The 21,907-nt window shown below is 56.2% G+C and carries 20 protein-coding genes; 16 read left to right on the top strand and 4 right to left on the bottom strand.

Annotated features, from left to right (window positions below; all coding sequences use genetic code 11):
- Positions 1 to 41: 41 nt before the first annotated feature.
- Positions 42 to 1,232: a maltose/maltodextrin ABC transporter substrate-binding protein MalE gene (gene malE / locus AFK62_RS17900; protein WP_007667587.1), complete on the bottom strand. Its 1,191-nt coding sequence runs from the start codon at positions 1,230 to 1,232 to the stop codon at positions 42 to 44.
- 369 nt (positions 1,233 to 1,601) lie between these two features.
- Here malE and malK point away from each other — a divergent pair, with 369 nt between their 5' ends.
- The 5 genes from malK (at position 1,602) to ubiA (ending at position 6,703) form a co-directional block, all read left to right on the top strand.
- Complete coding sequence (gene malK / locus AFK62_RS17895) at positions 1,602 to 2,711, top strand: maltose/maltodextrin ABC transporter ATP-binding protein MalK (RefSeq protein ID WP_007667583.1); 1,110 nt, start codon at positions 1,602 to 1,604, stop codon at positions 2,709 to 2,711.
- 43 nt (positions 2,712 to 2,754) lie between these two features.
- Positions 2,755 to 4,071, top strand: a complete 1,317-nt coding sequence (locus AFK62_RS17890) for a maltoporin (RefSeq protein WP_007667582.1) — start codon at positions 2,755 to 2,757, stop codon at positions 4,069 to 4,071.
- A 121-nt stretch (positions 4,072 to 4,192) separates the two neighbouring features.
- Positions 4,193 to 5,140: a maltose operon protein MalM gene (gene malM / locus AFK62_RS17885; RefSeq protein ID WP_007667580.1), complete on the top strand. Its 948-nt coding sequence runs from the start codon at positions 4,193 to 4,195 to the stop codon at positions 5,138 to 5,140.
- A gap of 181 nt (positions 5,141 to 5,321) precedes the next feature.
- On the top strand, positions 5,322 to 5,831 hold the full coding sequence (gene ubiC, locus AFK62_RS17880; protein ID WP_007667577.1) for a chorismate lyase: 510 nt from the start codon (positions 5,322 to 5,324) through the stop codon (positions 5,829 to 5,831).
- A complete protein-coding gene (gene ubiA / locus AFK62_RS17875; protein WP_007667575.1) occupies positions 5,831 to 6,703 on the top strand; it encodes a 4-hydroxybenzoate octaprenyltransferase in 873 nt (290 codons plus the stop codon). The genes ubiC and ubiA overlap by 1 nt, the downstream gene beginning before the upstream one ends.
- A 259-nt stretch (positions 6,704 to 6,962) precedes the next feature.
- Here the strand turns inward: ubiA and plsB are convergent, their stop codons facing one another.
- Positions 6,963 to 9,389, bottom strand: a complete 2,427-nt coding sequence (gene plsB, locus AFK62_RS17870; protein WP_053532066.1) for a glycerol-3-phosphate 1-O-acyltransferase PlsB — start codon at positions 9,387 to 9,389, stop codon at positions 6,963 to 6,965.
- A 132-nt stretch (positions 9,390 to 9,521) separates the two neighbouring features.
- On the opposite strand from plsB, the gene AFK62_RS17865 reads away from it, so the two are divergent.
- From AFK62_RS17865 to AFK62_RS17850, 4 genes are all read left to right on the top strand, one after another.
- Positions 9,522 to 9,890, top strand: coding sequence for a diacylglycerol kinase (locus tag AFK62_RS17865; RefSeq protein ID WP_007667571.1), 369 nt, complete (start codon positions 9,522 to 9,524; stop codon positions 9,888 to 9,890).
- A 108-nt stretch (positions 9,891 to 9,998) separates the two neighbouring features.
- On the top strand, positions 9,999 to 10,607 hold the full coding sequence (lexA, locus tag AFK62_RS17860; protein WP_007667570.1) for a transcriptional repressor LexA: 609 nt from the start codon (positions 9,999 to 10,001) through the stop codon (positions 10,605 to 10,607).
- Between the two features lie 122 nt (positions 10,608 to 10,729).
- Complete coding sequence (dinF, locus tag AFK62_RS17855; protein WP_007667569.1) at positions 10,730 to 12,037, top strand: MATE family efflux transporter DinF; 1,308 nt, start codon at positions 10,730 to 10,732, stop codon at positions 12,035 to 12,037.
- Positions 12,038 to 12,246: 209 nt separating this feature from the next.
- A complete protein-coding gene (locus AFK62_RS17850; protein ID WP_004388591.1) occupies positions 12,247 to 12,456 on the top strand; it encodes a CsbD family protein in 210 nt (69 codons plus the stop codon).
- 77 nt (positions 12,457 to 12,533) lie between these two features.
- On the opposite strand, the gene zur is transcribed toward AFK62_RS17850, so the two are convergent.
- Positions 12,534 to 13,052 (bottom strand): zinc uptake transcriptional repressor Zur, encoded by a 519-nt coding sequence (zur, locus tag AFK62_RS17845; protein ID WP_007667564.1) that lies wholly within the window; start codon positions 13,050 to 13,052, stop codon positions 12,534 to 12,536.
- Between the two features lie 108 nt (positions 13,053 to 13,160).
- Here zur and AFK62_RS17840 point away from each other — a divergent pair, with 108 nt between their 5' ends.
- From AFK62_RS17840 to pspG, 4 genes are all read left to right on the top strand, one after another.
- Positions 13,161 to 13,667 (top strand): cupin domain-containing protein, encoded by a 507-nt coding sequence (locus AFK62_RS17840; protein WP_007667562.1) that lies wholly within the window; start codon positions 13,161 to 13,163, stop codon positions 13,665 to 13,667.
- Between the two features lie 147 nt (positions 13,668 to 13,814).
- The gene (locus tag AFK62_RS17835; protein ID WP_082363103.1) at positions 13,815 to 15,095 is read left to right on the top strand and encodes a conjugal transfer protein TraF; all 1,281 of its coding nucleotides are present in this window, start codon (positions 13,815 to 13,817) and stop codon (positions 15,093 to 15,095) included.
- Between the two features lie 90 nt (positions 15,096 to 15,185).
- Complete coding sequence (gene dusA / locus AFK62_RS17830; RefSeq protein WP_032984117.1) at positions 15,186 to 16,181, top strand: tRNA dihydrouridine(20/20a) synthase DusA; 996 nt, start codon at positions 15,186 to 15,188, stop codon at positions 16,179 to 16,181.
- Between the two features lie 138 nt (positions 16,182 to 16,319).
- Positions 16,320 to 16,580, top strand: coding sequence for an envelope stress response protein PspG (gene pspG, locus AFK62_RS17825; RefSeq protein ID WP_007667554.1), 261 nt, complete (start codon positions 16,320 to 16,322; stop codon positions 16,578 to 16,580).
- A 180-nt stretch (positions 16,581 to 16,760) separates the two neighbouring features.
- On the opposite strand, the gene AFK62_RS17820 is transcribed toward pspG, so the two are convergent.
- Positions 16,761 to 17,744 carry a quinone oxidoreductase gene (locus AFK62_RS17820; protein ID WP_007667547.1) on the bottom strand — a complete coding sequence of 328 codons (984 nt, stop codon included), beginning with the start codon at positions 17,742 to 17,744 and terminating at the stop codon, positions 16,761 to 16,763.
- Positions 17,745 to 17,865: 121 nt separating this feature from the next.
- Here AFK62_RS17820 and dnaB point away from each other — a divergent pair, with 121 nt between their 5' ends.
- From dnaB to tyrB, 3 genes are all read left to right on the top strand, one after another.
- Entirely contained in the window at positions 17,866 to 19,272 is a 1,407-nt protein-coding gene (dnaB, locus tag AFK62_RS17815) for a replicative DNA helicase (RefSeq protein ID WP_007667540.1), read from the top strand.
- 160 nt (positions 19,273 to 19,432) lie between these two features.
- On the top strand, positions 19,433 to 20,515 hold the full coding sequence (alr, locus tag AFK62_RS17810) for an alanine racemase (RefSeq protein ID WP_007667537.1): 1,083 nt from the start codon (positions 19,433 to 19,435) through the stop codon (positions 20,513 to 20,515).
- A gap of 167 nt (positions 20,516 to 20,682) precedes the next feature.
- A complete protein-coding gene (gene tyrB / locus AFK62_RS17805) occupies positions 20,683 to 21,876 on the top strand; it encodes an aromatic amino acid transaminase (RefSeq protein ID WP_053532065.1) in 1,194 nt (397 codons plus the stop codon).
- Positions 21,877 to 21,907: the final 31 nt, after the last annotated feature.

The following is a 21,907-nucleotide window of genomic DNA, read 5'->3' as shown; positions in this document are numbered from 1 at the left end:
GGGTAGGCAAACGCCCAACCCGCCACTTGCCTGGCAATGACTTATTTGGCGATACGGCCCTGGGCGTCTTTCAGCGCCTCGTCAACGGTCTGACGGCCGGTCACCGCGTTAACCACTGCGGTACGTACGGCATACCAGAAGGCGGACATTTGCGGCACGTTAGGCATGATTTCGCCGGTTTTCGCGTTCGCCATTGTTGCTGCGATGCGCGGATCTTTCTCCAGCTTCTCCTGGTAGGATTTGAGCGCGACAGCGCCCAGCGGTTTGTCTTTATTGACCGCTTCCAGACCCTGATCGGTCAGCAGGTAGTTTTCCAGGAACTCTTTCGCCAGTTCTTTGTTCGGGCTGGCGGCGTTAATGCCGGCGCTCAGCACGCCCACGAACGGTTTAGACGGTTTGCCTTTGAAGGTCGGCAACTGGGCGACGCCGTAGTTCACCTTGCTCTTATCGATGTTGGCCCACGCCCACGGACCGTTGATGGTCATCGCGGTGTCGCCTTTGTTGAATGCCGCTTCTGCGATCGAGTAGTCCGTGTCGGCGTTCATGTGTTTGTTCTTGATAAGGTCGACCAGGAAGCTCAGGCCCGCTTTCGCGCCTGCGCTATCCACGCCCACGTTTTTCACGTCATATTTGCCGTTTTCAAATTTAAAGGCGTAACCGCCATCGGCGGCGATAATCGGCCAGGTGAAGTACGGCTCCTGGAGGTTGAACATCAGCGCGCTCTTGCCTTTCGCTTTCAGCTCTTTATCCAGTTTCGGGATCTCTTCCCAGGTTTTCGGCGGGTTCGGCACCAGGTCTTTGTTGTAAATCAGCGAGAGTGATTCCACGGCAACCGGGTAAGCGATAATTTTGCCGTTATAACGCACGGCATCCCAGGTGAACGGGTAGATTTTGTCCTGGAGGGCTTTCTCTGGCGTGATTTCCGCCAGCAGGCCGGACTGCGCGTAACCACCAAAACGATCGTGGGCCCAGAAGATGATATCCGGACCGTCGCCCGTTGCGGCTACCTGCGGGTACTTCTCTTCCAGCTTGTCCGGGTGTTCAACGGTGACTTTAATCCCGGTGTCCTGTTCAAACTTTTTACCCACTTCGGCGAGGCCGTTATAGCCTTTATCACCGTTGATCCAGATAACCAGCTTACCTTCTTCAATTTTGGCCAGAGCAGAGGCAGAAAAGAGCGCCGTCGTCAGCGCTGAGAGGGCGAGGAGGCGTACGCCGCTTTTAATTTTCATAACTCCTATCCTTTTAGTGGTTTGCGCGTGGATGCACGTATTGGCTTTACCTATACCAGTCTGGGCATCTGGCAAGCGCTTCTCATCCTCCTTTCTTCTACGCCCCACCGCCTCGTAGTGTGACCTGAGTTACATAAGTGGAATTTATGTGGCCTGGCGCACAGAAAACCGCTGCGTTTTTTGCCGCTTGCATCACGAAAATCGCCGTAGCCCGCCCGGCCGTCGGGCAGCCGCCAACCCCTCATCCTCCCGTCTCCTCCCCCATAAAAAAGGTGGGGGTGGAGGATGGCCCGGCCGTGCGCAAGGAGCATAGTGCCGACAACGTGGTTTTCCCGCGAGAGGCGGGTGAAGTAAACAAGGGAGAAGGGAATGGCAGGCGTTCAGCTTCGCAACGTAACAAAAGCCTGGGGCGAGGTGGTGGTGTCGAAGGATATCAATCTCGACATTACCGAAGGCGAGTTTGTGGTGTTTGTCGGGCCGTCGGGCTGCGGGAAATCAACGCTGCTGCGTATGATTGCCGGGCTTGAGACTATCACCAGCGGCGATTTGCATATCGGCGGCAAGCGTATGAACGATGTGCCGCCCGCCGAACGCGGCGTGGGGATGGTGTTTCAGTCTTACGCGCTCTATCCGCACCTGTCGGTCGCTGAAAATATGTCCTTTGGCCTGAAGCTTGCTGGAGCCCGTAAAGAGGCGATTAACCAGCGTGTCACGCAAGTGGCAGAAGTGCTGCAACTGGCGCACTTGCTGGATCGTCGGCCGAAAGCGCTCTCCGGTGGCCAGCGCCAGCGCGTGGCGATAGGCCGCACGCTTGTGGCCGAACCGTCCGTTTTCCTGCTTGATGAACCGCTCTCCAACCTGGACGCCGCACTGCGCGTACAGATGCGTATTGAGATCTCCCGTCTTCATAAGCGCCTTAAGCGCACCATGATTTACGTCACTCACGATCAGGTCGAGGCGATGACGCTCGCCGACAAAATCGTGGTGCTGGATGCCGGCCGCGTTGCCCAGGTGGGCAAGCCGCTGGAGCTCTATCACTACCCGGCAGATCGCTTTGTCGCGGGCTTTATCGGCTCGCCAAAAATGAATTTCCTGCCGGTGAAAGTTACCGCCACCGCCATCGATCAGGTGCAGGTGGAGCTGCCGAATCGCCAGCTGGTCTGGCTGCCGGTAGAAAGTGCCCAGGTTCAGGTAGGTGCCAATATGTCTCTTGGCATTCGCCCGGAACACCTCCTGCCGAGCGATATCGCCGACGTTACGCTCGAAGGCGAAGTGCAGGTGGTCGAGCAGTTAGGTCATGAAACTCAGATTCACATCCAAATCCCTGCGCTGCGTCAGAACCTGGTCTACCGCCAGAATGACGTCGTGCTGGTAGAAGAGGGCGCCACATTCGCTATCGGCTTGCCACCGGAGCGTTGCCATCTTTTTCGGGAAGATGGCACCGCCTGTCGTCGGTTGCATAAAGAGCCCGGCGTTTAAGCGCCCCCGATTACAAAGAAAAGCAAAGATCTCAGGAGATAGAATGATGATAACTCTGCGTAAACTCCCTCTGGCTGTGGCCGTCATGGCGGGCATTTTCGCCGCGCAGGCCTCTGCGGTGGACTTCAAAGGTTATGCTCGTTCCGGCATCGGCTGGACGGGTAGCGGTGGCGAACAGCAGTGCTTCCAGGCAACCGGTGCGGGCTCTAAATACCGTCTGGGTAACGAATGTGAAACCTATGCGGAAATTAAATTAGGCCAGGAAGTGTGGAAGGAAAGCGATAAAAGCTTCTACTTTGATTCCAATATTGGCTACAGAACTAATCAATTAAATGACTTTGAAAACACGGATACGCCAGCTGTCCGCGAATTTAACGTTGTTGGTAAAAACCTGATCGATTCGCTGCCGGGCGCCAACATTTGGGCGGGTAAGCGCTTCTATCAGCGTCATGATGTCCATATGATCGACTTCTACTACTGGGATATCTCAGGCCCAGGCGCAGGTATCGAAAATATTGATCTCGGCGTGGGTAAACTTGCTCTGGCTGCAACCCGCTCTTCTGAACAAGGCGGTTCTTCAGGCTTTGCAGATCGTGATGCTAACGGTGTGCGTACTTACAACAACGATGTGCCGAACGATGTGTTTGACGTTCGCTGGTCTGGTATCGAAACCAACCCGAACGGTGCCCTGGAATTAGGGGTTGATTACGGTCATACCAACATTCCTGACGACTACTCTCTGCGTCCGGGCGCTTCCAAAGATGGCTGGATGTTCACCGCTGAACATACCCAGACTATTGGAACTGGCTTTAACAAATTTGTCGTTCAGTACGCAACCGACTCGATGACTTCTCAGGGTAAAGGGCAGGCTCGCGGCGGTGAAGTTGATAATGACGGTAGCCTGATCCGTATTCTTGACCACGGTTCAATCTCCATGGGCGATCGCTGGGACATGATGTATGTCGCGATGTATCAGGATACCGATCGCGATAACAATCGCGGCAACACCTGGTGGACCGTGGGTGTTCGCCCGATGTACAAGTGGACCCCAATCATGAGCACCCTGCTGGAAGTTGGCTACGACAATGTGAAGTCTCAACAGGTTGACGAAACCAACAGTCAGTACAAAATCACCCTGGCGCAACAGTGGCAGGCAGGCGACAGCATCTGGTCTCGCCCGGCTATTCGCGTCTTCGCAACCTACGCCAAGTGGGATGAGAACTGGGGCTATGTCAAAACGTCTGGCGGGTCTACGACCTCTGAAGCCGTTACCTCAGGCAGCTTTACCCAGTTCGGTAACAGCAGCCGCGGCGACAGCGATGAATGGAGCTTCGGTGCCCAGATGGAAATCTGGTGGTAATCACGCGTAGTGGCAGTAAAAGAGGGGCGCAAGCCCCTCTGACCCTCATTGAACAGCACTGATTTTCGGGAAGCGCGCTATTGCCTGGCTACCGTTTCCCTTTCCACCCGAGGTAATAAAAATGAAAAAACGTCTCGTCGCATTATGCTTAAGCGCAGGGCTGCTCGCGGGCGCACCTGCCGTTAGCTTCGCTGATGTGAATATCGTCCCGCAGAATACCTCTGCTGCGCCGTCTATCCCGGCGGGTGAACTGCAACGCCTGACCTGGACACCTGTCGCGCAATCGCAAACCCAGACGACCGATCTCGCCGCCATCGGCCAGACCCTGAACGTGCCGGGCATTACCGGTAAAGTCGCCGCGTATAGCGTGCCGGCGAATATCGGCGAACTGACCGTTACGCTCACAAGCCTCGCCAACAAACAGACCGGTATTTATGCGCCGAACGTGCTGGTGCTCGATCAAAACTTAACGCCCGCCGCGTATTTCCCGAGCAGCTACTTTACTTACCAGGAGCCGGGCGTGGTGTCGGCTGATCGTCTTGAAGGCACCCTCAAACTGACGCCTGCGCTGGGCCAGCAAAAACTCTACCTGCTGGTCTTTACTACGCCGCAAGATTTACAAAAGACCACGACCATGACCAACCCGGCGAAGGCCTATGCCAAAGGGGTGGGTAATGCCGTGCCGGATATCGCTGACCCGGTGGCTCGTCATACGCCTGACGGTACGCTTAAATTGAAAGTGAGCACTAACTCCGCCTCCAGCGTGCTGGTGGGGCCGCTCTTTGGCTCTTCCGGTCAGGCGTCTGTCACGGTAGGTAACACCGCCGCGCCGGCAACGGCCTATTCTGCTCCGGCATCTGCTGCGCCAACCCCCGCCGCGGCGCCTGCGCCTGCCGCGAAAAGCGAACCGGTGCTTAACGACACCGAAGCCTATTTCAATCGCGCCATTAAAGACGCGGTAGCGAAGGGTGATGTCGATAAAGCTCTGAAACTGCTGAATGAAGCCGAGCGTCTGGGCTCTACCACCGCTCGCCAGACCTTTATCAGCAGCGTAAAAGGCAAGGGGTAAACATCTCCCCGCGCTGCTGATGTTTGCAACACCTGGTGCGCATTCGCGCACCTTTTTTCCTGGCGCAGCATGCTGTTCTGTTGCACCCATGTTGCGCTTTTGTTCGTACCCCTTGTTTCCCCCCCCCGTTTTACTGGTTCTGCGTTACAATACGTCCACTTTTGGCCCCGGAGAGTCACGCATGTCCCATCCCGCGCTGAGGCAACTGCGCGCGTTGTCCTTTTTTGACGATATCAGCACGCTTGATGGCGCGCTGCTCGACTGGTTGTTACTTGAAGACTCAATGACCCGCCGTTTTGAAAGCTTCTGCCAGCGTGTGACGGTAGAGATACTGTTTGAAGGGTTCGTCGGGCCCGATGCGCTGGTCGTTGAGCGCGAGTTTTTACCGCACGAGTCGCGCTACTGGCTGCGTGAAATCTTGCTGTGCGGCGATGGGGTCCCGTGGCTGGTGGGACGCACCCTGGTACCGGATTCAACGCTCTGTGGGCCGGAACTGGCGCTGCAACAGCTCGGCACCACCCCGCTCGGCCGCTATCTTTTTACATCCTCCACCCTGACGCGTGATTTTATCCAGCCGGGCCGCTGCGACGAACTCTGGGGACGCCGTTCGCTGCTGCGCCTCTCGGGCAAGCCGCTGTTGCTGACAGAGCTGTTTTTACCGGCGTCACCGTTGTACCAGGAGGAAAGATAATGGCGTGGAGCCTGACGCAGAATAAACTGCTCGCCTATCACCGTTTGATGCGCACCGATAAGCCCATTGGGGCATTACTGCTGCTTTGGCCCACACTGTGGGCGCTCTGGGTGGCGACGCCGGGGCTGCCGCCTTTGTGGATTTTGGCGGTATTTGTGGCGGGCGTCTGGCTGATGCGCGCCGCAGGTTGCGTCGTCAATGATTATGCCGACCGTAAATTTGACGGCCACGTGAAGCGTACGGCGCACCGGCCCTTACCGAGTGGCGCAGTGACCGAAAAAGAAGCGCGCACTCTGTTTATTATCCTTGTGCTGCTGTCGTTTTTGCTGGTGCTGACGCTGAATGTTAAAACGATTCTGCTTTCCGTGGCGGCATTGGCGCTGGCCTGGATGTATCCCTTTATGAAGCGCTATACCCACCTGCCGCAGGTTGTGCTGGGCGCGGCGTTTGGCTGGTCTATCCCAATGGCGTTTTGCGCGGTCAACCAGTCGCTGCCGTTAAGTTGCTGGCTAATGTTTGCGGCGAATATCTGCTGGGCGGTCGCTTACGATACGGAATATGCGATGGTCGATCGCGACGATGATGTAAAAATCGGCGTGAAATCAACGGCAATTCTGTTTGGCCGTTACGATAAAGTGATGATTGGCTTACTGCAGGTTGTTGTACTGGCGCTGCTGGCGACTATTGGCTGGCTGAATGACCTCGGCGCGTTTTTCTACGCCGGTCTGGCAGGCGCAGGTGCGTTATTTATCTGGCAACAAAAGATCATCGCGGGCCGCGATCGCGATGCCTGTTTCCGCGCGTTTTTAAATAATAATTACGTGGGATTGCTGATATTTATTGGTCTGGCGCTAAGTGACATAACGATTTGATAAAAGGGCGGGGAAACTCGCCTTTTTTAATGGTCTTACTGGCGAGGATAACAGGGCGGGTAGCGCTGCGCTTACCCACCCCCGGGCGTTTTGATGTTGGCTCTGGGAGGCACGAAGCGCACCCGTGATAAGCGGTTTCACGTCACGCTTGTGCAGGGCGAGTACGCGAAGCATGTCCGCCGTTCCCTGTCACCCATCACCATACATCCAATAAAAAAGGCGGGGGATCCCCGCCTTTTTTGTCAACGGCCTGGCGTGTTTATTCGCCTGCCTGTGCGGCGGCGCTCTCAATGGTGAGCCTGACATCGGAGGTCATTAACTCTGCGAGCATTTGATAAACCTTCATCGTTTCCGCAGGTTCGGCATCGCCGGTATCGCTGATATAACCTTCATCGCGAAGCGTCAGCACAAGCGTTGAGAACACGGCTTTATCAAAGAACTCCGGTGCGTTAATACCATGCAGAACAGAAAGACGCTGCGCTACGGTACGGCTCTCTTTTTCCAGCGTGCCACGGTTGATAGACGGATTGGCGCTGAGCAGCCAGAAGGTAATGGCGTAGCGTTGCAGCGTTTCGCGAACGCCTGCGGCCAGTAATTGCAGCGTGCGGGAGCGCGCCGGATTTACCTGCAGCCAGACATCATCAGCCAGGACAAGCCCCTGCTGCGCCATCTCGTTAATCAGCGCATCCACTACCGCCGGAACATCTTCTTTTTCCCAGCGCAGGAACAGCTCCGCTTTCAGCATCGGGAACAGCAGTTCGACCTGCTGCTGTACCGCCTCACGGCTGATGCGACGGTGCTGAGTCACGATAGCCGCGATAAGCGAAGGCAGCACCAGCATGTGCATAATGTTGTTACGGTAATAAGTCATCAGCACCGCCTGCTCGCGCGGCAGAATGATGATATCGCCAATGGTGTCCTTCTCGACCTCAAACTTGTTCATCTGCAACGCATGCTCGATGAGTTGCGTTGCCGTTGCGTCCGGCACTGTAGCATCTGAGGCATACGGCACGTTGCGAAGCAGGTTCAGGTAGCATTCCAGCTGTTCAGTCAGCTGTTCGCGGGTTAACGAGCGCTGGCGGGACGCCAGCAGCGCGGTGCAGCAAAGGTTCATGGCGTTGGCCGCGCCCGCGTTATTGATACGCACCATCAACTGGGAGGCAATTTCATTTACCGTTGGGGTGAGCCATGCCGGACGCACCGCTTCTATCGGATCAATAGCGTCGCGCCATTCGGGCACATGCTGATTCAGGAAGGTTATCAACGGCAACGGCTCGCCAAAGTTGACATAACCCTGCCCAAGGTTACGGAGCTTGCTTAACCCACGCAGCATCTGCAGCAGGCTTTCTTTTTCTTTGGTCGCGCCGCGTAACTCTTTCGCGTACGTGCCCACTTCCATCACGTGCTCATAGCCGATGTAAATCGGCACCAGCGTAATCGGGCGAGTGCCGCCGCGCAGCATCGCCTGAATAGTCATGGAGAGCGTGCCGGTCTTCGGGTCAAGCAGGCGACCGGTGCGCGAGCGTCCGCCTTCCACGAAATATTCCACTGAGTAACCGCGGCTGAAGAGCTCGCCCAGATATTCGCGAAACACCGTGGAGTAGAGTTTGTTGCCTTTAAACGTGCGGCGGATAAAAAACGCGCCCAGGCGGCGGAATATCGGCCCGGCAGGCCAGAAGTTCAGGTTAATACCCGCGGCGATATGCGGCGGCACAAGCCCCTGATGATAAAGCACGTAGGACAGCAGCAGATAGTCCATATGGCTGCGGTGGCAGGGCACATAGACAATCTCGTGGCCGTCGTGCGCCAGTTGACGCACCCGCTCAGCGTTATGAACATTGATGCCCTGGTAAAGGCGGTTCCAGGTAAACCCAAGCACGCGGTCGGTAATACGAATCGCCTCGTAGGAGAAATCCGCAGCGATCTCTTCCATCAGCGCAACCGCGTTCTGCTGGGCTTTCTCATGCGAGATTTTCTTCGTGCGCGCTTCATCTTCAACGGCGCGGGCAATCGCTTTAGACGAGAGCAGTTTATTAAAAAGATCCTGGCGCGCCGGGAGACGCGGGCCTACAGCGGCGAGGCGTTGGCGGGCAAAGTGCATGCGCGCCACGCGGGCCAGTTTCTGTGCGATACGCTTATCAGTACCGTGCTCGGTCGCCATACGGCGCAGCGACACCGGCGGGGAGAAACGCACGAAGCTGTCGCGGCCAAGCCACGAGACAGCGAAAAACTTCTGAATGCCGTTCAGCATACGCAGCGGCGGGTTTTCTTCGCCCTTTTCACGACCAGGTGAACGACCAAACATGACGGAGACGGGCACCATCTGGACGTCGAGATCCGGGTTACTGCGGTGCAGGTCCAGGTAATTATGGAACAGCTTGATCGACTCTTCTTTTGGCGTGTAGTACGTGAACACGCGAGGCCCGCCATGGATAAACACATAACGCGGCAGCTCGGTGCCGTCGATAACGAGCGGCTCCAGAGGGTCTGGCAGATCATGCGCCAGGCACTGGGCCCGCAGCGTCAGGAGATCTGCCTTCGAGTTATACGGCAGCACGTACATGATAGGACGTGACGTATCGAGCCCAAGTTCGGGGCAAGGCGCCGCCGGGATGGACTTGCTTTTTACCAGCACGCTTAATGGTAAATTAAGTAATTTGTAGTAAATTCGTGGCCAACCGGACATAAACGATGTAAAGCCTCTGGTTAATAATGCAATTGCGGCGCAAGAATATCAGAAACTCCGTAGAATTTCTGTGGTGCTTCTTTATGGAAGCGCATTAGCATTGACGCCTGAATTTAAAAAAGGTTTCTTGTCATGGCCAATAACACCACGGGATTAACCCGAATTATTAAAGCAGCTGGCTATTCCTGGAAGGGATTACGCGCCGCCTGGAAAAATGAAGCCGCGTTTCGCCAGGAAGGCGTTGCCGTTATTATAGCGATTCTTATCGCCTGCTGGCTGGATGTCGATCCCATCACCCGCGTGCTGCTTATCGGTTCTGCCACGATGGTGATGATCGTCGAGATCCTCAACAGTGCTATCGAAGCGGTGGTCGATCGCATCGGCCCGGAATTCCACGAACTGTCGGGGCGCGCCAAAGACATGGGTTCCGCCGCAGTACTGCTGTCGATTATCCTTGCGCTGGTCGTGTGGGGCACGTTGCTCTGGCAGCATTTGCGATAAGTTTTCCAGAAATCGCTAAAGAAGCGCTTTTTTAACCGGTTATGGTTTTAAAATCGCCTTTAGCTGTATATACTCACAGCATCACTGTATATGCACCCAGGGGGCGGAATGAAAGCATTAACTACCAGGCAACAAGAGGTGTTTGATCTCATTCGGGATCACATCAGCCAGACCGGCATGCCGCCTACGCGTGCGGAGATCGCGCAGCGTCTGGGTTTCCGTTCGCCGAACGCGGCGGAAGAACACCTCAAAGCGCTGGCGCGTAAAGGCGTGCTTGAGATTGTTTCCGGCGCGTCGCGCGGTATTCGTTTGCTGCAGGAAGAAGAAACCGGCCTGCCACTGATTGGCCGTGTTGCGGCGGGTGAGCCGCTGCTGGCACAACAACATATCGAAGGCCACTACCAGGTGGACCCAGGCCTCTTTAAGCCGAACGCGGATTTCCTGCTGCGCGTTAGCGGGATGTCGATGAAAGATATTGGGATCATGGATGGCGACCTGTTAGCCGTTCATAAAACTCAGGATGTTCGCAACGGCCAGGTGGTTGTCGCGCGCATTGATGATGAAGTGACGGTAAAACGCCTGAAAAAGCAGGGGAATGTCGTTGAACTGCTCCCGGAAAATAACGAGTTTAAGCCTATCGTTGTAGACCTGCGCGAGCATAACTTCTCTATCGAAGGCCTGGCGGTCGGCGTTATTCGCAACGGCGAATGGCTCTGACGTTTTCTCCAGCTTTCTGATGTTTCATTACCGTAACTGGCCCGCCCCGGCTACGGTAATGGCTCTCCCGTTTTACTCCTTTTTCACCTTCTGTTGTTCGCGTAACGGCATCGGAACGCCATATGCCTTTCCTGACTTCTACCGATAAAGCCCTCTGGCGCCTTGCGCTGCCAATGATCTTCTCCAATATCACCGTGCCGCTGCTGGGGCTGGTGGACACCGCGGTTATCGGCCATCTCGACAGCCCCGTTTATCTGGGTGGCGTTGCAATCGGCGCTACCGCGACCAGCTTCCTGTTTATGCTGCTGCTCTTTTTGCGTATGAGTACGACGGGCCTGACCGCGCAGGCGTTTGGCGCGCGCGATCCACAAGCGCTGGCCCGCGCGCTGGTGCAGCCAATGGCGCTGGCGCTGACATTCGGTGCGCTCATTATTGTGCTGCGCGAGCCGCTGATTCATCTGGCGCTACATATCACCGGTGGCAGCGAGGCGGTTCTGGCGCAGGCCCGGCAGTTTCTGGAAATACGCTGGCTGAGCGCGCCCGCGTCGCTGGCAAATCTCGTCCTGCTGGGGTGGTTGCTAGGCGTTCAGTACGCCAGAGCGCCGGTTATTTTGCTGGTGGTCGGCAACCTGCTTAATATCGCGCTCGATCTTTGGTTCGTCACAGGGCTTGGCCTGAACGTGCAGGGTGCGGCACTGGCGACTGCAATAGCGGAATACGTAACACTTGTCATTGGGCTAGTCATGGCGTCGCGTGTGATGCGTTTGCGCGGCATTACGTGCGCTATGCTGAAAACCGCCTGGCATGGCGGCGTCGGCAGGCTATTGGCACTGAACCGGGATATCATGCTGCGTTCACTGCTGCTGCAACTCTGTTTTGCGTCAGTCACCGTTTTCGGGGCGCGGCTCGGTAGCGATATCGTTGCGGTGAATGCGCTTCTGATGACACTCCTGACCTTTACCGCTTATGCGCTCGACGGGTTCGCCTATGCCGTCGAAGCCCATGCCGGGCAGGCGTTTGGCGCAAAAAACACTTCTCAGTTGCAGCGCGTCTGGCGTGCGGCTTGTCGGCAGGCAGGTATAGTGGCGCTCGCGTTCGCACTCATTTATGCCGTAGCGGGGCAGTACATCGTGTCGTTGCTGACGTCATTGCCGTCGCTTCAGGCACAGGCGCAGCCTTATCTCTTCTGGCAGGTGATCCTGCCGGTGGTCGGCGTCTGGTGTTATCTGTTAGATGGTATGTTTATCGGCGCGACGCGCGGGGCAGAAATGCGCAACAGTATGGCTGTCGCAGCGCTGGGGTTTGGCGTGACGTTACTGACGCTGCCGCGGCTTGGCAACCACGGGTTATGGCTTGCGCTGACCGTTTTTCTGGCACTGCGTGGGTTATCGCTCGGCTATTTATGGCGGCGCGGTCGCTTGCTGTGTTAGGTCGCGCGGCCCGGCTGACTGTGCTGTTAAACAAAGAAATTGTCGGTTTTAGCGCTTCGTTATGGTTAAAGATTCTGAATATCCCGCCAGGCTTAAAATTGCCGTCTACTATTAACAATACGTTCAGCAAATGATGAAGATGACTCGGGCTGAACCCCCACAGGAAAACCTGTGAGACTGATTCACTACCGAATGTTAAGGAGACGTCTATGAACAGAGATGAAGCTGGCGGTAACTGGAAACAGTTTAAAGGTAAAGTGAAAGAGCAATGGGGTAAATTAACCGACGATGATATGACCATCATCGAAGGGAAACGTGACCAACTGGTTGGTAAAATCCAGGAACGTTACGGTTATGCGAAAGATGAAGCCGACAAGGAAGTGACTGACTGGGAAAGCCGCCACGATTACCGCTGGTAATCCGGCTCTCACCTCAATGGGATTCACCTTCTGAGGCTGCCCTGCCCAACGGTACAAGGATGTACCACCCCTTTATCTTAGCGCCCTTTCTTTTTGTTAACGGGAATGCTGTGATCGTGGCCGCACTGGCCCTGATGACGACATGCTTCCACTTCTGCGCACGCCGCGCAAAGCCCATGTGCTTCAATGACGTTATGGCGCAACGCAAAGCCCATCTTCGCCGCAAGCGCGTGCATGATATCCTCAACGCCTTCCGCTGCCTCTTCTTTTACCACGCCACAACGCCCACATATAAACATCGCAGACGTATGCGCCGGATTATCGAAAAGATGGCACAGCACGTAACTGTTGGTGGACTCCACTTTATGCACAAAGCCCTGTTCCAGTAGAAAATCGAGCGCGCGATAAACGGTTGGCGGTTTCGCCTGCGGCTCTGTCGCGCGTAATAAATCGAGCAGATCGTATGCGCTGATAGCGCCTGGCTGTAGGGTCATCAGGCGCAGCACTTCGAGGCGCTGCGGAGTCAGGCGCACATTACGTTGCTGGCAAAGCTGTTCAGCCTGCGCCAGAACTTCCTGCGAAATCGTCGTATCCATCGGCATCCTCTATGAATCATGTATAAGTCATCACTTTATCATGAACCGGCCAAAACACCGACATTCCTGCTGTGCTATACCTGACGGGAACACGTTTCGGAGGTTTTTATGCAGACACGGCCTGAATGTATTTGTCACTGGCAGGAGATAGAGGGAAAAGATGATGCCGGTTATCCCGACAGCGATGAACGGATGTCCATTGGCGCGCCGCTCGGCAGGCGTACAGGATTGACCCGTCTTGGCATTCATCACGAACGGCTGCCGCCGGGCAGGCGCACCTCGTACCCGCATGCAGAAAGCAGCGAAGAAGAGTTTGTGTATGTGATAGAAGGATTCCCGGATGTCTGGCTCAACGGCGAGCTTTGGCCGTTAACCCCAGGCGACAGCGTTGGTTTTCCGGCGGGGACCGGGCTTTGCCACACGTTTATCAACAACACCGACAATGAGGTGCGGCTGCTGGTCGTGGGCGAGGCCAACAAACCTGAAAATCGCATTTACTACCCGCTTAACGGTCCCTATGCTGCGACCCGCCCGGATCGCTGGATAGATCACCCGCCACAATTTTTTGGCCCGCATGACGGCTTACCTACACGAATTAAGAACCCTAATCTATAAATAAGGAGGGCGTTCACAAAACGAGCCCGGCATTGCCGTTGAGAAAAAGCCTCAACCTCTGGTGTAGTGCGTTCTTCACAACAGAAATCGCCTCTGCCGGGCAACCGACAGAGGGTGTCCTTCATGTTGATAATAAGCGGGTAAACTGTGAAAAATATAATCAAACCTTCAGTGGCAGCCGTCGCCCTTTCTCTGGTGATGGCAAATCAGGCGAGTGCGGCAAATACCTGGGCGCAGGCCCGTAACGATGCAATGGGCGGTACCGGCGTCGCATCGGCCGACTACGGCAGCGGCGCGCTCATCAACCCGGCATTGCTGGCGCGCTCGCAACCGGAAGATGACATCACGGTGATTTTACCGGCGTTGCAGGCGCAAATTAGCGATAAAGACAATCTTGAGGATGAAATCGACCACATCAGCGATCGGGTCGATTATTACAATGATGTGGTGGATAACCTGACGCTCGGCGATGTGCTGGCAAACCCGATTGGGACGCTGCGTCAGTTCCAGGGAGCCGCAGGCGAACTGGGTGACGAATTGCAGTTCTTACGCGGTAAAACAGCCAGCGCGCGTGCGGCGGGCGGTATTGCGGTAAGTATCCCGAATGATGTGCTGGCCGTGGCGTTTGTGGCGAAAGCCTATGCGCATGCGCGTGTCAGCACCCGCGTCGACCAAAGCGATATCGACTACCTGCGCCGTATTCAGAATGACGATTTCTACGCGGGCACTCAGGTGCTTGATGCGGCAGTCAACGGCTCCGACGTGATTACCGATCGCCTGACCTCTACCGCGTTTGGCCGTGCGGCGATTGTGTCCGATTACGGCGTCGCGTTCGCGCATCAGTTCAAGTTCGGAGATGTACCGGTTTCAGTCGGCGTCACGCCGAAGCTGCAAAAAACCTGGCTCTATAACTACACCGCCTCGATTTATAACTACGATAGCGGCGACCTGGACAGCCAGCGCTATCGTAACGACGATACCGGTTTTAACGTTGATGCGGGCGTGGCGGCGGACTTCGGACCTAACTGGACCGTCGGCCTCAGCGGGCAGAACCTGGTATCGCGCGATATCGAGACCAAAGAGGTCAACGGGTATAAAGATACCTATCAGATCTCGCCGCTGGTCACTGCCGGGGTCGCCTGGCATAACGAGCTGGTGACGCTGAGCGCTGATGGCGATCTGACCGAAACCAAAGGCTTTAAGAGCGAAGAAAACTCGCAGTTCGTTGGCGTGGGTGCCGAGGTGCGTCCGCTCAACTGGCTGGCGGTGCGTGCAGGTTATCGCGCTGACGTGAAAGACAATGAAAGCAACATCTTCACGGCCGGTGTTGGCTTCGCGCCATTTAACCGCGTGCACCTCGACCTCACCGGTATCGTTGGTGAAGACGAAACCTGGGGCGCAGGCGCACAGCTGAGCCTGACCTTCTGATGCTTCGCAGGGGCGCAATGCGCCCCTGCCTGAAGTTTGTGCTATAGTAGCGCCCCTTTTTCAGCCCGAACTTCGACTCGTTTAGCCATTATGACGTCCACATCCCGTACCGCTTTCCCCGCCCATCGCTTTTCCATCGCGCCCATGCTCGACTGGACCGATCGCCACTGCCGTTATTTCCTGCGTCAGCTCTCTTCGCAGGTGCTGCTCTACACCGAAATGGTCACCACCGGCGCGATCATTCACGGCAAGGGCGATTACCTGGCTTATAGCGAGGAGGAGCATCCGGTAGCGTTACAGCTTGGCGGGAGCGATCCGGCAGCGCTGGCGCAATGTGCGAAGCTTGCCGAAGCGCGCGGCTATGATGAAATTAACTTAAACGTCGGTTGCCCATCCGATCGCGTCCAGAATGGCCGCTTTGGAGCGTGCCTGATGGGCGAGGCGCAACTGGTCGCTGACGGTATTAAAGCGATGCGCGACGTGGTTTCAATCCCGGTCACGGTGAAAACCCGCATCGGCATTGACGATCAGGACAGCTACGAATTCCTTTGCGATTTCGTCAATACCGTAGCGGAGCAGGGCGGCTGCGATACCTTTATCATTCATGCGCGTAAGGCGTGGCTTTCTGGCTTGAGCCCGAAAGAAAACCGTGAGATCCCGCCGCTTGATTATCCGCGCGTTTATCAGCTCAAGCGGGATTTCCCGCATCTTACGATGTCGATTAACGGCGGAATTAAAACCCTGGAAGACGTAAAAACACATTTAGCCCATATGGATGGCGTAATGGTGGGGCGTGAGGCGTATCAGAATCCGGGCATTCTGGCGTCGGTCGATCGCGAAATTTTCGGTCTTGATACGCCAGATGCCGACCCGGTTGCCGTCGTCCGTGCGATGTATCCCTATATTGAGCGTGAACTGTCGAATGGCACGTATCTGGGCCACGTCACGCGTCATATGCTGGGGCTGTTTCAGGGCATCCCGGGTGCGCGGCAGTGGCGTCGCCACTTAAGCGAAAACGCCCATAAGCCCGGCGCGGATATTAATGTGCTTGAGCAGGCGTTAAAACTGGTCGCTGATAAGCGATGAGCTTCGCCAGTATATGGTCAATTTGACTAACGCCCCGGGGGGAACCTCGGGGCGTTTCTTTTTAAATCAGCGAGTTAATGTTGGCATGGAACTTGTAATAAAGAGCGCAGAAGAACGATTTTTATTAGGAGAACCAACATGTTTGAATTGCTGTTTGTGGTGGCCTTTTTCCTGATGCTGCTCGCAACAGGTGTGTCGCTGCTGGGCATCATTGCTGCGCTAATGGTCGCGACGCTGGTGATGTTCTTCGGCGGGGTTTTTGCGCTGATGATTAAAGTGTTGCCGTGGCTGTTGCTGGCCGTGGCAGTCGTGTGGGTGATCCGTGCCGTGAAAGCCCCGAAAGTGCCAGCGTATCGCCGCACGTCGCGTTACAGCCGGCACCGCCGCTGGCGTTACTGATAAGTTGCGGGGTTGATCACAACCTTGCAACTTTCCGGCGCGCTTTCAGTCGTAAGCCATATTATTTACCTGTTCATTCTGTCACTATGACCGCCGTATTACAGAATTCATCAGCGCTGTACCCTACACCCAGCGCGAACAATAAAAAGAAAGGGCTTCCTGCGGGAAGCCCTAATTCTTTCAGGGAATCAACAAGCTGGAGCCTTGTGTGCTGCGGCTCTCCAGTGTCTTATGCGCATGTGCGGCATCCTGTAGCGCAAACTTCTGACGGTCTGCCACCTCCACTTTGATGACGCCGCTTGCGATAAGCGAGAAGAGTTCATTGCTGGCTTCTTCCAGCTCGGCACGGTTTGTCAGATAGCCGTTGAGCGACGGACGCGTGACGTAGAGCGAGCCCTTCTGGTTAAGAATACCCAGATTCACGCCAGTTACCGGGCCGGAGGCGTTGCCGAAACTCACCATCAGACCGCGACGCTGCAGGCAATCAAGCGAGGATTCCCAGGTCTCTTTACCCACCGAGTCATACACCACCCGCACCTTTTTCCCGCCGGTCAGCTCGCGTACGCGTTCAGGGACGCTCTCTTCGCGGTAATTAATGGTTTGCCAGGCGCCCGCCTGTTGCGCCCGCAGGGCTTTTTCCGCAGAACCGACGGTACCGATAAGCCGTGCACCAAGTGCTTTGGCCCACTGGCAGGCAATCAGCCCCACGCCGCCCGCCGCTGCGTGAAAGAGAAACACTTCCTCGGGTTTGATTTCATAGGTTTTGCGCAGCAGATAAAAGACCGTCAGCCCTTTTAAGAAGCATGCCGCCGCCTGCTCAAAAGAGATAACGTCCGGGAGTACCACGGCTTTGTCTGCCGGAACGTTGTGTACCGAGCTGTAAGCGCCGAGCGCTGACTGGGCATAGACGACGCGATCGCCGGGCTTGATATGCGTCACGCCGCTGCCAACTTTAGTGACGACGCCCGCAGCCTCGGTGCCAAGCCCTGCCGGCAGCGCTGGCGGCGGGTAGAGTCCGCTGCGAATATACGTGTCGATATAATTGATGCCGATGGCTTTGTTTTCCACCTGCACTTCAAGCTCGTCCGGGTCGGCCGGGGTAAACGTCACCGCTTTTAACACTTCTGGTCCGCCATGCTGGCTGAACTCAATACGCGTCGCCATTTGGAACTCCTTGTTAAGTGTCGGGCATGAACGCGGGAGCGCGCAAACTGAGTACAAAACGCCTCAGATCAGATACACTCCTCATTCTCTCTGATGATGATTTTTGGTAACTCCATTCACTATGGCAGGAAATAAACCCTTCAACAAACCTACTGAACCTCGTGACCCGCAGGTCGCCGGGCTGAAAATGCCGCCGCATTCCATGGAGGCGGAACAGTCGGTGTTGGGCGGTTTAATGCTGGATAACGAGCGCTGGGACGATGTAGCCGAGCGCGTCGTGGCCGAGGATTTTTATACCCGCCAGCACCGCATGATCTTCACCGAAATGCATCGCCTGCAGGAGATGGGTAAACCCATCGATCTGATTACGCTTTCCGAATCTCTGGAGCTGCAAGGCCAGCTTGAGAGCGTCGGCGGCTTTGCGTATCTGGCGGAGCTTTCCAAGAACACGCCAAGTGCGGCGAATATCAGCGCCTATGCGGATATCGTGCGCGAGCGCGCGGTAGTGCGCGACATGATTTCTGTCGCCAATGAGATTGCCGACGCCGGTTATGATCCGCAGGGCCGCACCAGCGAGGATCTGCTCGATCTCGCCGAATCGCGCGTGTTCCAGATAGCCGAAAACCGCGCTAATAAAGATGAAGGGCCGAAGAGTATCGATCAGATCCTTGAGGCCACCGTTGCGCGTATTGAAACGCTCTATCAGCAGCCGCACGACGGCGTGACGGGCGTCGACACCGGTTATCAGGATCTCAATAAAAAAACCGCGGGTCTGCAGCGCTCGGATCTGATCATCGTGGCGGCGCGTCCGTCGATGGGTAAAACCACGTTCGCGATGAACCTGTGCGAAAACGCCGCGATGTTGCAGGATAAACCGGTGCTGATTTTCTCACTCGAGATGCCCGGTGAGCAGATCATGATGCGTATGCTGGCGTCGCTTTCGCGTGTAGACCAGACCCGCATTCGTACCGGTCAGCTCGATGACGAGGACTGGGCGCGCATTTCTGGCACCATGGGCATCCTGCTTGAGAAGCGCAATATGTATATTGACGACTCCTCAGGTCTGACGCCGACCGAAGTACGCTCCCGCGCGCGCCGTATTTTCCGCGAACATGGCGGCTTAAGCCTTATCATGATCGACTACCTGCAACTGATGCGCGTACCGTCTCTCTCTGATAACCGTACGCTGGAAATCGCCGAGATTTCACGTTCGTTGAAAGCCCTGGCGAAAGAGTTGCAGGTGCCGGTCGTTGCGCTTTCGCAGCTTAACCGCTCGCTGGAACAGCGCGCCGACAAACGCCCGGTGAACTCGGATCTGCGTGAATCTGGCTCTATCGAGCAGGACGCCGACCTTATCATGTTCATCTATCGTGACGAGGTGTATCACGAGAACAGTGATTTAAAAGGCATCGCGGAGATTATTATCGGTAAACAGCGTAACGGCCCGATAGGCACGGTACGCCTGACGTTTAACGGGCAGTGGTCTCGGTTTGATAACTACGCCGGCCCTCAGTACGACGACGAATAAAATCCCCGTCATCCTTCACGCCGCAGGTGCGTTGACCGCGCTCGCTCACCCCGGTCACTTAGTTCACTAAGCTCCCGGGGATTCACGAGCTTGTCGCCTTCCTGCAACGCGAATGATTTAGGGGATTTACAGTAACCCTTTAAATAAGCAAGGAAAGTCAATGCAAGCGGCAACTGTGGTAGTAAACCGCCGCGCTCTGCGTCACAACCTGCAACGCCTGCGTGAACTGGCGCCCGCCAGCAAACTGGTTGCGGTGGTGAAGGCAAACGCCTATGGACACGGTCTTCTCGAGACCGCCCGCACTCTCCCTGATGCCGATGCGTTCGGCGTAGCGCGCCTTGAAGAGGCGCTGCGCCTGCGCGAAGGCGGCATAACGCAACCTGTTCTGTTGCTGGAAGGCTTTTTTAACGCAAGCGATCTGCCGGTGATTGCTGAACAGCAGCTGCATACCGCGGTGCACAGCGAAGAGCAGCTGGCGGCGCTGGAGCAGGCGACGCTTTCAGCGCCGGTTACCGTCTGGATGAAGCTCGACACCGGCATGCACCGTCTCGGCGTACGCCCTGAAGAAGCTCAGGCGTTTTATGCAAGGCTCGCGGCCTGTAAAAACGTTCACCAGCCGGTGAATGTGGTCAGCCATTTTGCTCGTGCCGATGAACCCGACTGCGGGGCGACTGAGCGCCAGCTCGATATTTTCAACAGCTTCACCCATGATAAACCGGGCAAGCGATCCATTGCGGCTTCTGGCGGCATTCTGTTCTGGCCGCAATCGCATTTCGACTGGGTTCGGCCTGGCATTATTCTCTACGGGGTTTCACCACTGGATACGCATCCGTGGGGGGCCGAGCTTGGCTTTGAACCGGCGATGTCACTGGTCTCAAGCCTGATTGCCGTGCGTGACCATAAAGCGGGTGAACCGGTTGGTTATGGCGGTACCTGGGTGAGCGAGCGTGATACCCGGCTTGGCGTAGTCGCGATGGGCTATGGCGACGGCTATCCGCGCTGTGCGCCAACCGGTACGCCGGTGCGGGTTAATGGCCGCGAGGTGCCCATCGTCGGGCGCGTGGCGATGGATATGATCTGCGTCGATTTAGGCCCCGGCGCGCAGGATAATGCAGGCGACACCGTTACGCTGTGGGGTGACGAATTACCCGTAGAGCGTATTGCGCAGGCGACAGGTGTGAGCGCTTACGAACTTGTTACGCGGTTGACCTCCCGGGTCGCAATGCGTTACCTGGACGAATGAGGTTTATTGGGCGTTTAGATTCTCTGCGCTGAAGGCGGGTGGCCCTTCGCACCCGCCGCGCGTGCCAGACATCAGGCGGGCGTAACGAACGACACATCCCTCTCGATCTGCCGCGTTATCCGGTTTATTGTGGAGAACCACCACACCGTAAACCTGGAGAACCAAGCGTGTTTCAGAATGTTGACGCCTACGCCGGCGACCCCATCCTTTCGCTCATGGAACGCTTTAAAGAAGATCCGCGTGGCGACAAAGTAAACCTGAGTATCGGCCTTTATTACAATGAACAGGGCATCATCCCGCAGCTACAGGCCGTGGCTCAGGCAGAAGCTCGCCTCAATGCGCAGCCGCATGGCGCATCGCTTTATCTCCCGATGGAAGGGCTCAATCCTTACCGCAGTGCGATTGCACCGCTGCTGTTTGGTGCCGATCATCCGGCGCTGACGGCGGGCCGTATCGCCAGCATTCAGACGGTCGGTGGTTCTGGTGCGCTGAAAGTCGGTGCGGATTTCCTTAAACGCTATTTCCCACAGTCTCGTGTCTGGGTCAGCGATCCGACCTGGGAAAACCACGTGGCAATTTTCAGCGGTGCGGGTTTTGACGTCAGTACTTACCCCTGGTTTGATAATGAAACCAACGGGGTGCGTTTCGATGCGTTGCTGGAAACACTCAATACGTTGCCTGCGCGCGATATCGTGCTACTGCACCCGTGCTGTCATAACCCGACCGGCGCAGACCTCACCAATGCACAATGGGACGCCGTGGTCGAGGTGCTTAAAACGCGCGAGCTGATCCCATTTCTTGATATCGCCTACCAGGGCTTTGGCGCAGGAATGGACGAAGATGCCTATGCGATCCGCGCCATTGCCAGCGCCGGGTTACCGGCGCTGGTCAGTAACTCCTTTTCGAAAATTTTCTCGTTATATGGCGAGCGTGTAGGGGGGCTTTCTGTGGTCTGCGATGATGCTCAGGTCGCCTCGCGCGTGCTCGGTCAGTTAAAAGCGACGGTGCGCCGCAACTACTCCAGCCCGCCGAACTTTGGCGCGCAGGTGGTGGCGACCGTCCTTAACGACAACGCGCTAAAAGCGCATTGGCTCGCTGAAGTCGAGGCAATGCGTCGCCGTATTCTGGAGATGCGCCAGGCGCTGGTGGACGTGCTGAAAACCGAAGTGCCGGGGCGTAATTTCGATTATCTGCTTAAGCAGCGTGGTATGTTCAGCTACACCGGCCTTAGCGCCGCGCAGGTTGATCGCCTGCGTGACGAGTTCGGCGTTTATCTGATTAGCAGCGGCCGCATGTGTGTGGCTGGCCTTAACAGCCGCAACGTGCAACAGGTTGCAAAAGCGTTTGCTGCCGTCATGTAATGCTGATGAAAGAGCGCTGCCCCGCAGCGCT

Origin of the sequence: Cronobacter condimenti 1330, from assembly GCF_001277255.1 — a bacterium.
GTDB classification, from domain to species: domain Bacteria; phylum Pseudomonadota; class Gammaproteobacteria; order Enterobacterales; family Enterobacteriaceae; genus Cronobacter; species Cronobacter condimenti.
Note: the sequence above shows the minus strand (reverse complement) of the source record. Positions and strands in the feature narration are given on the sequence as shown.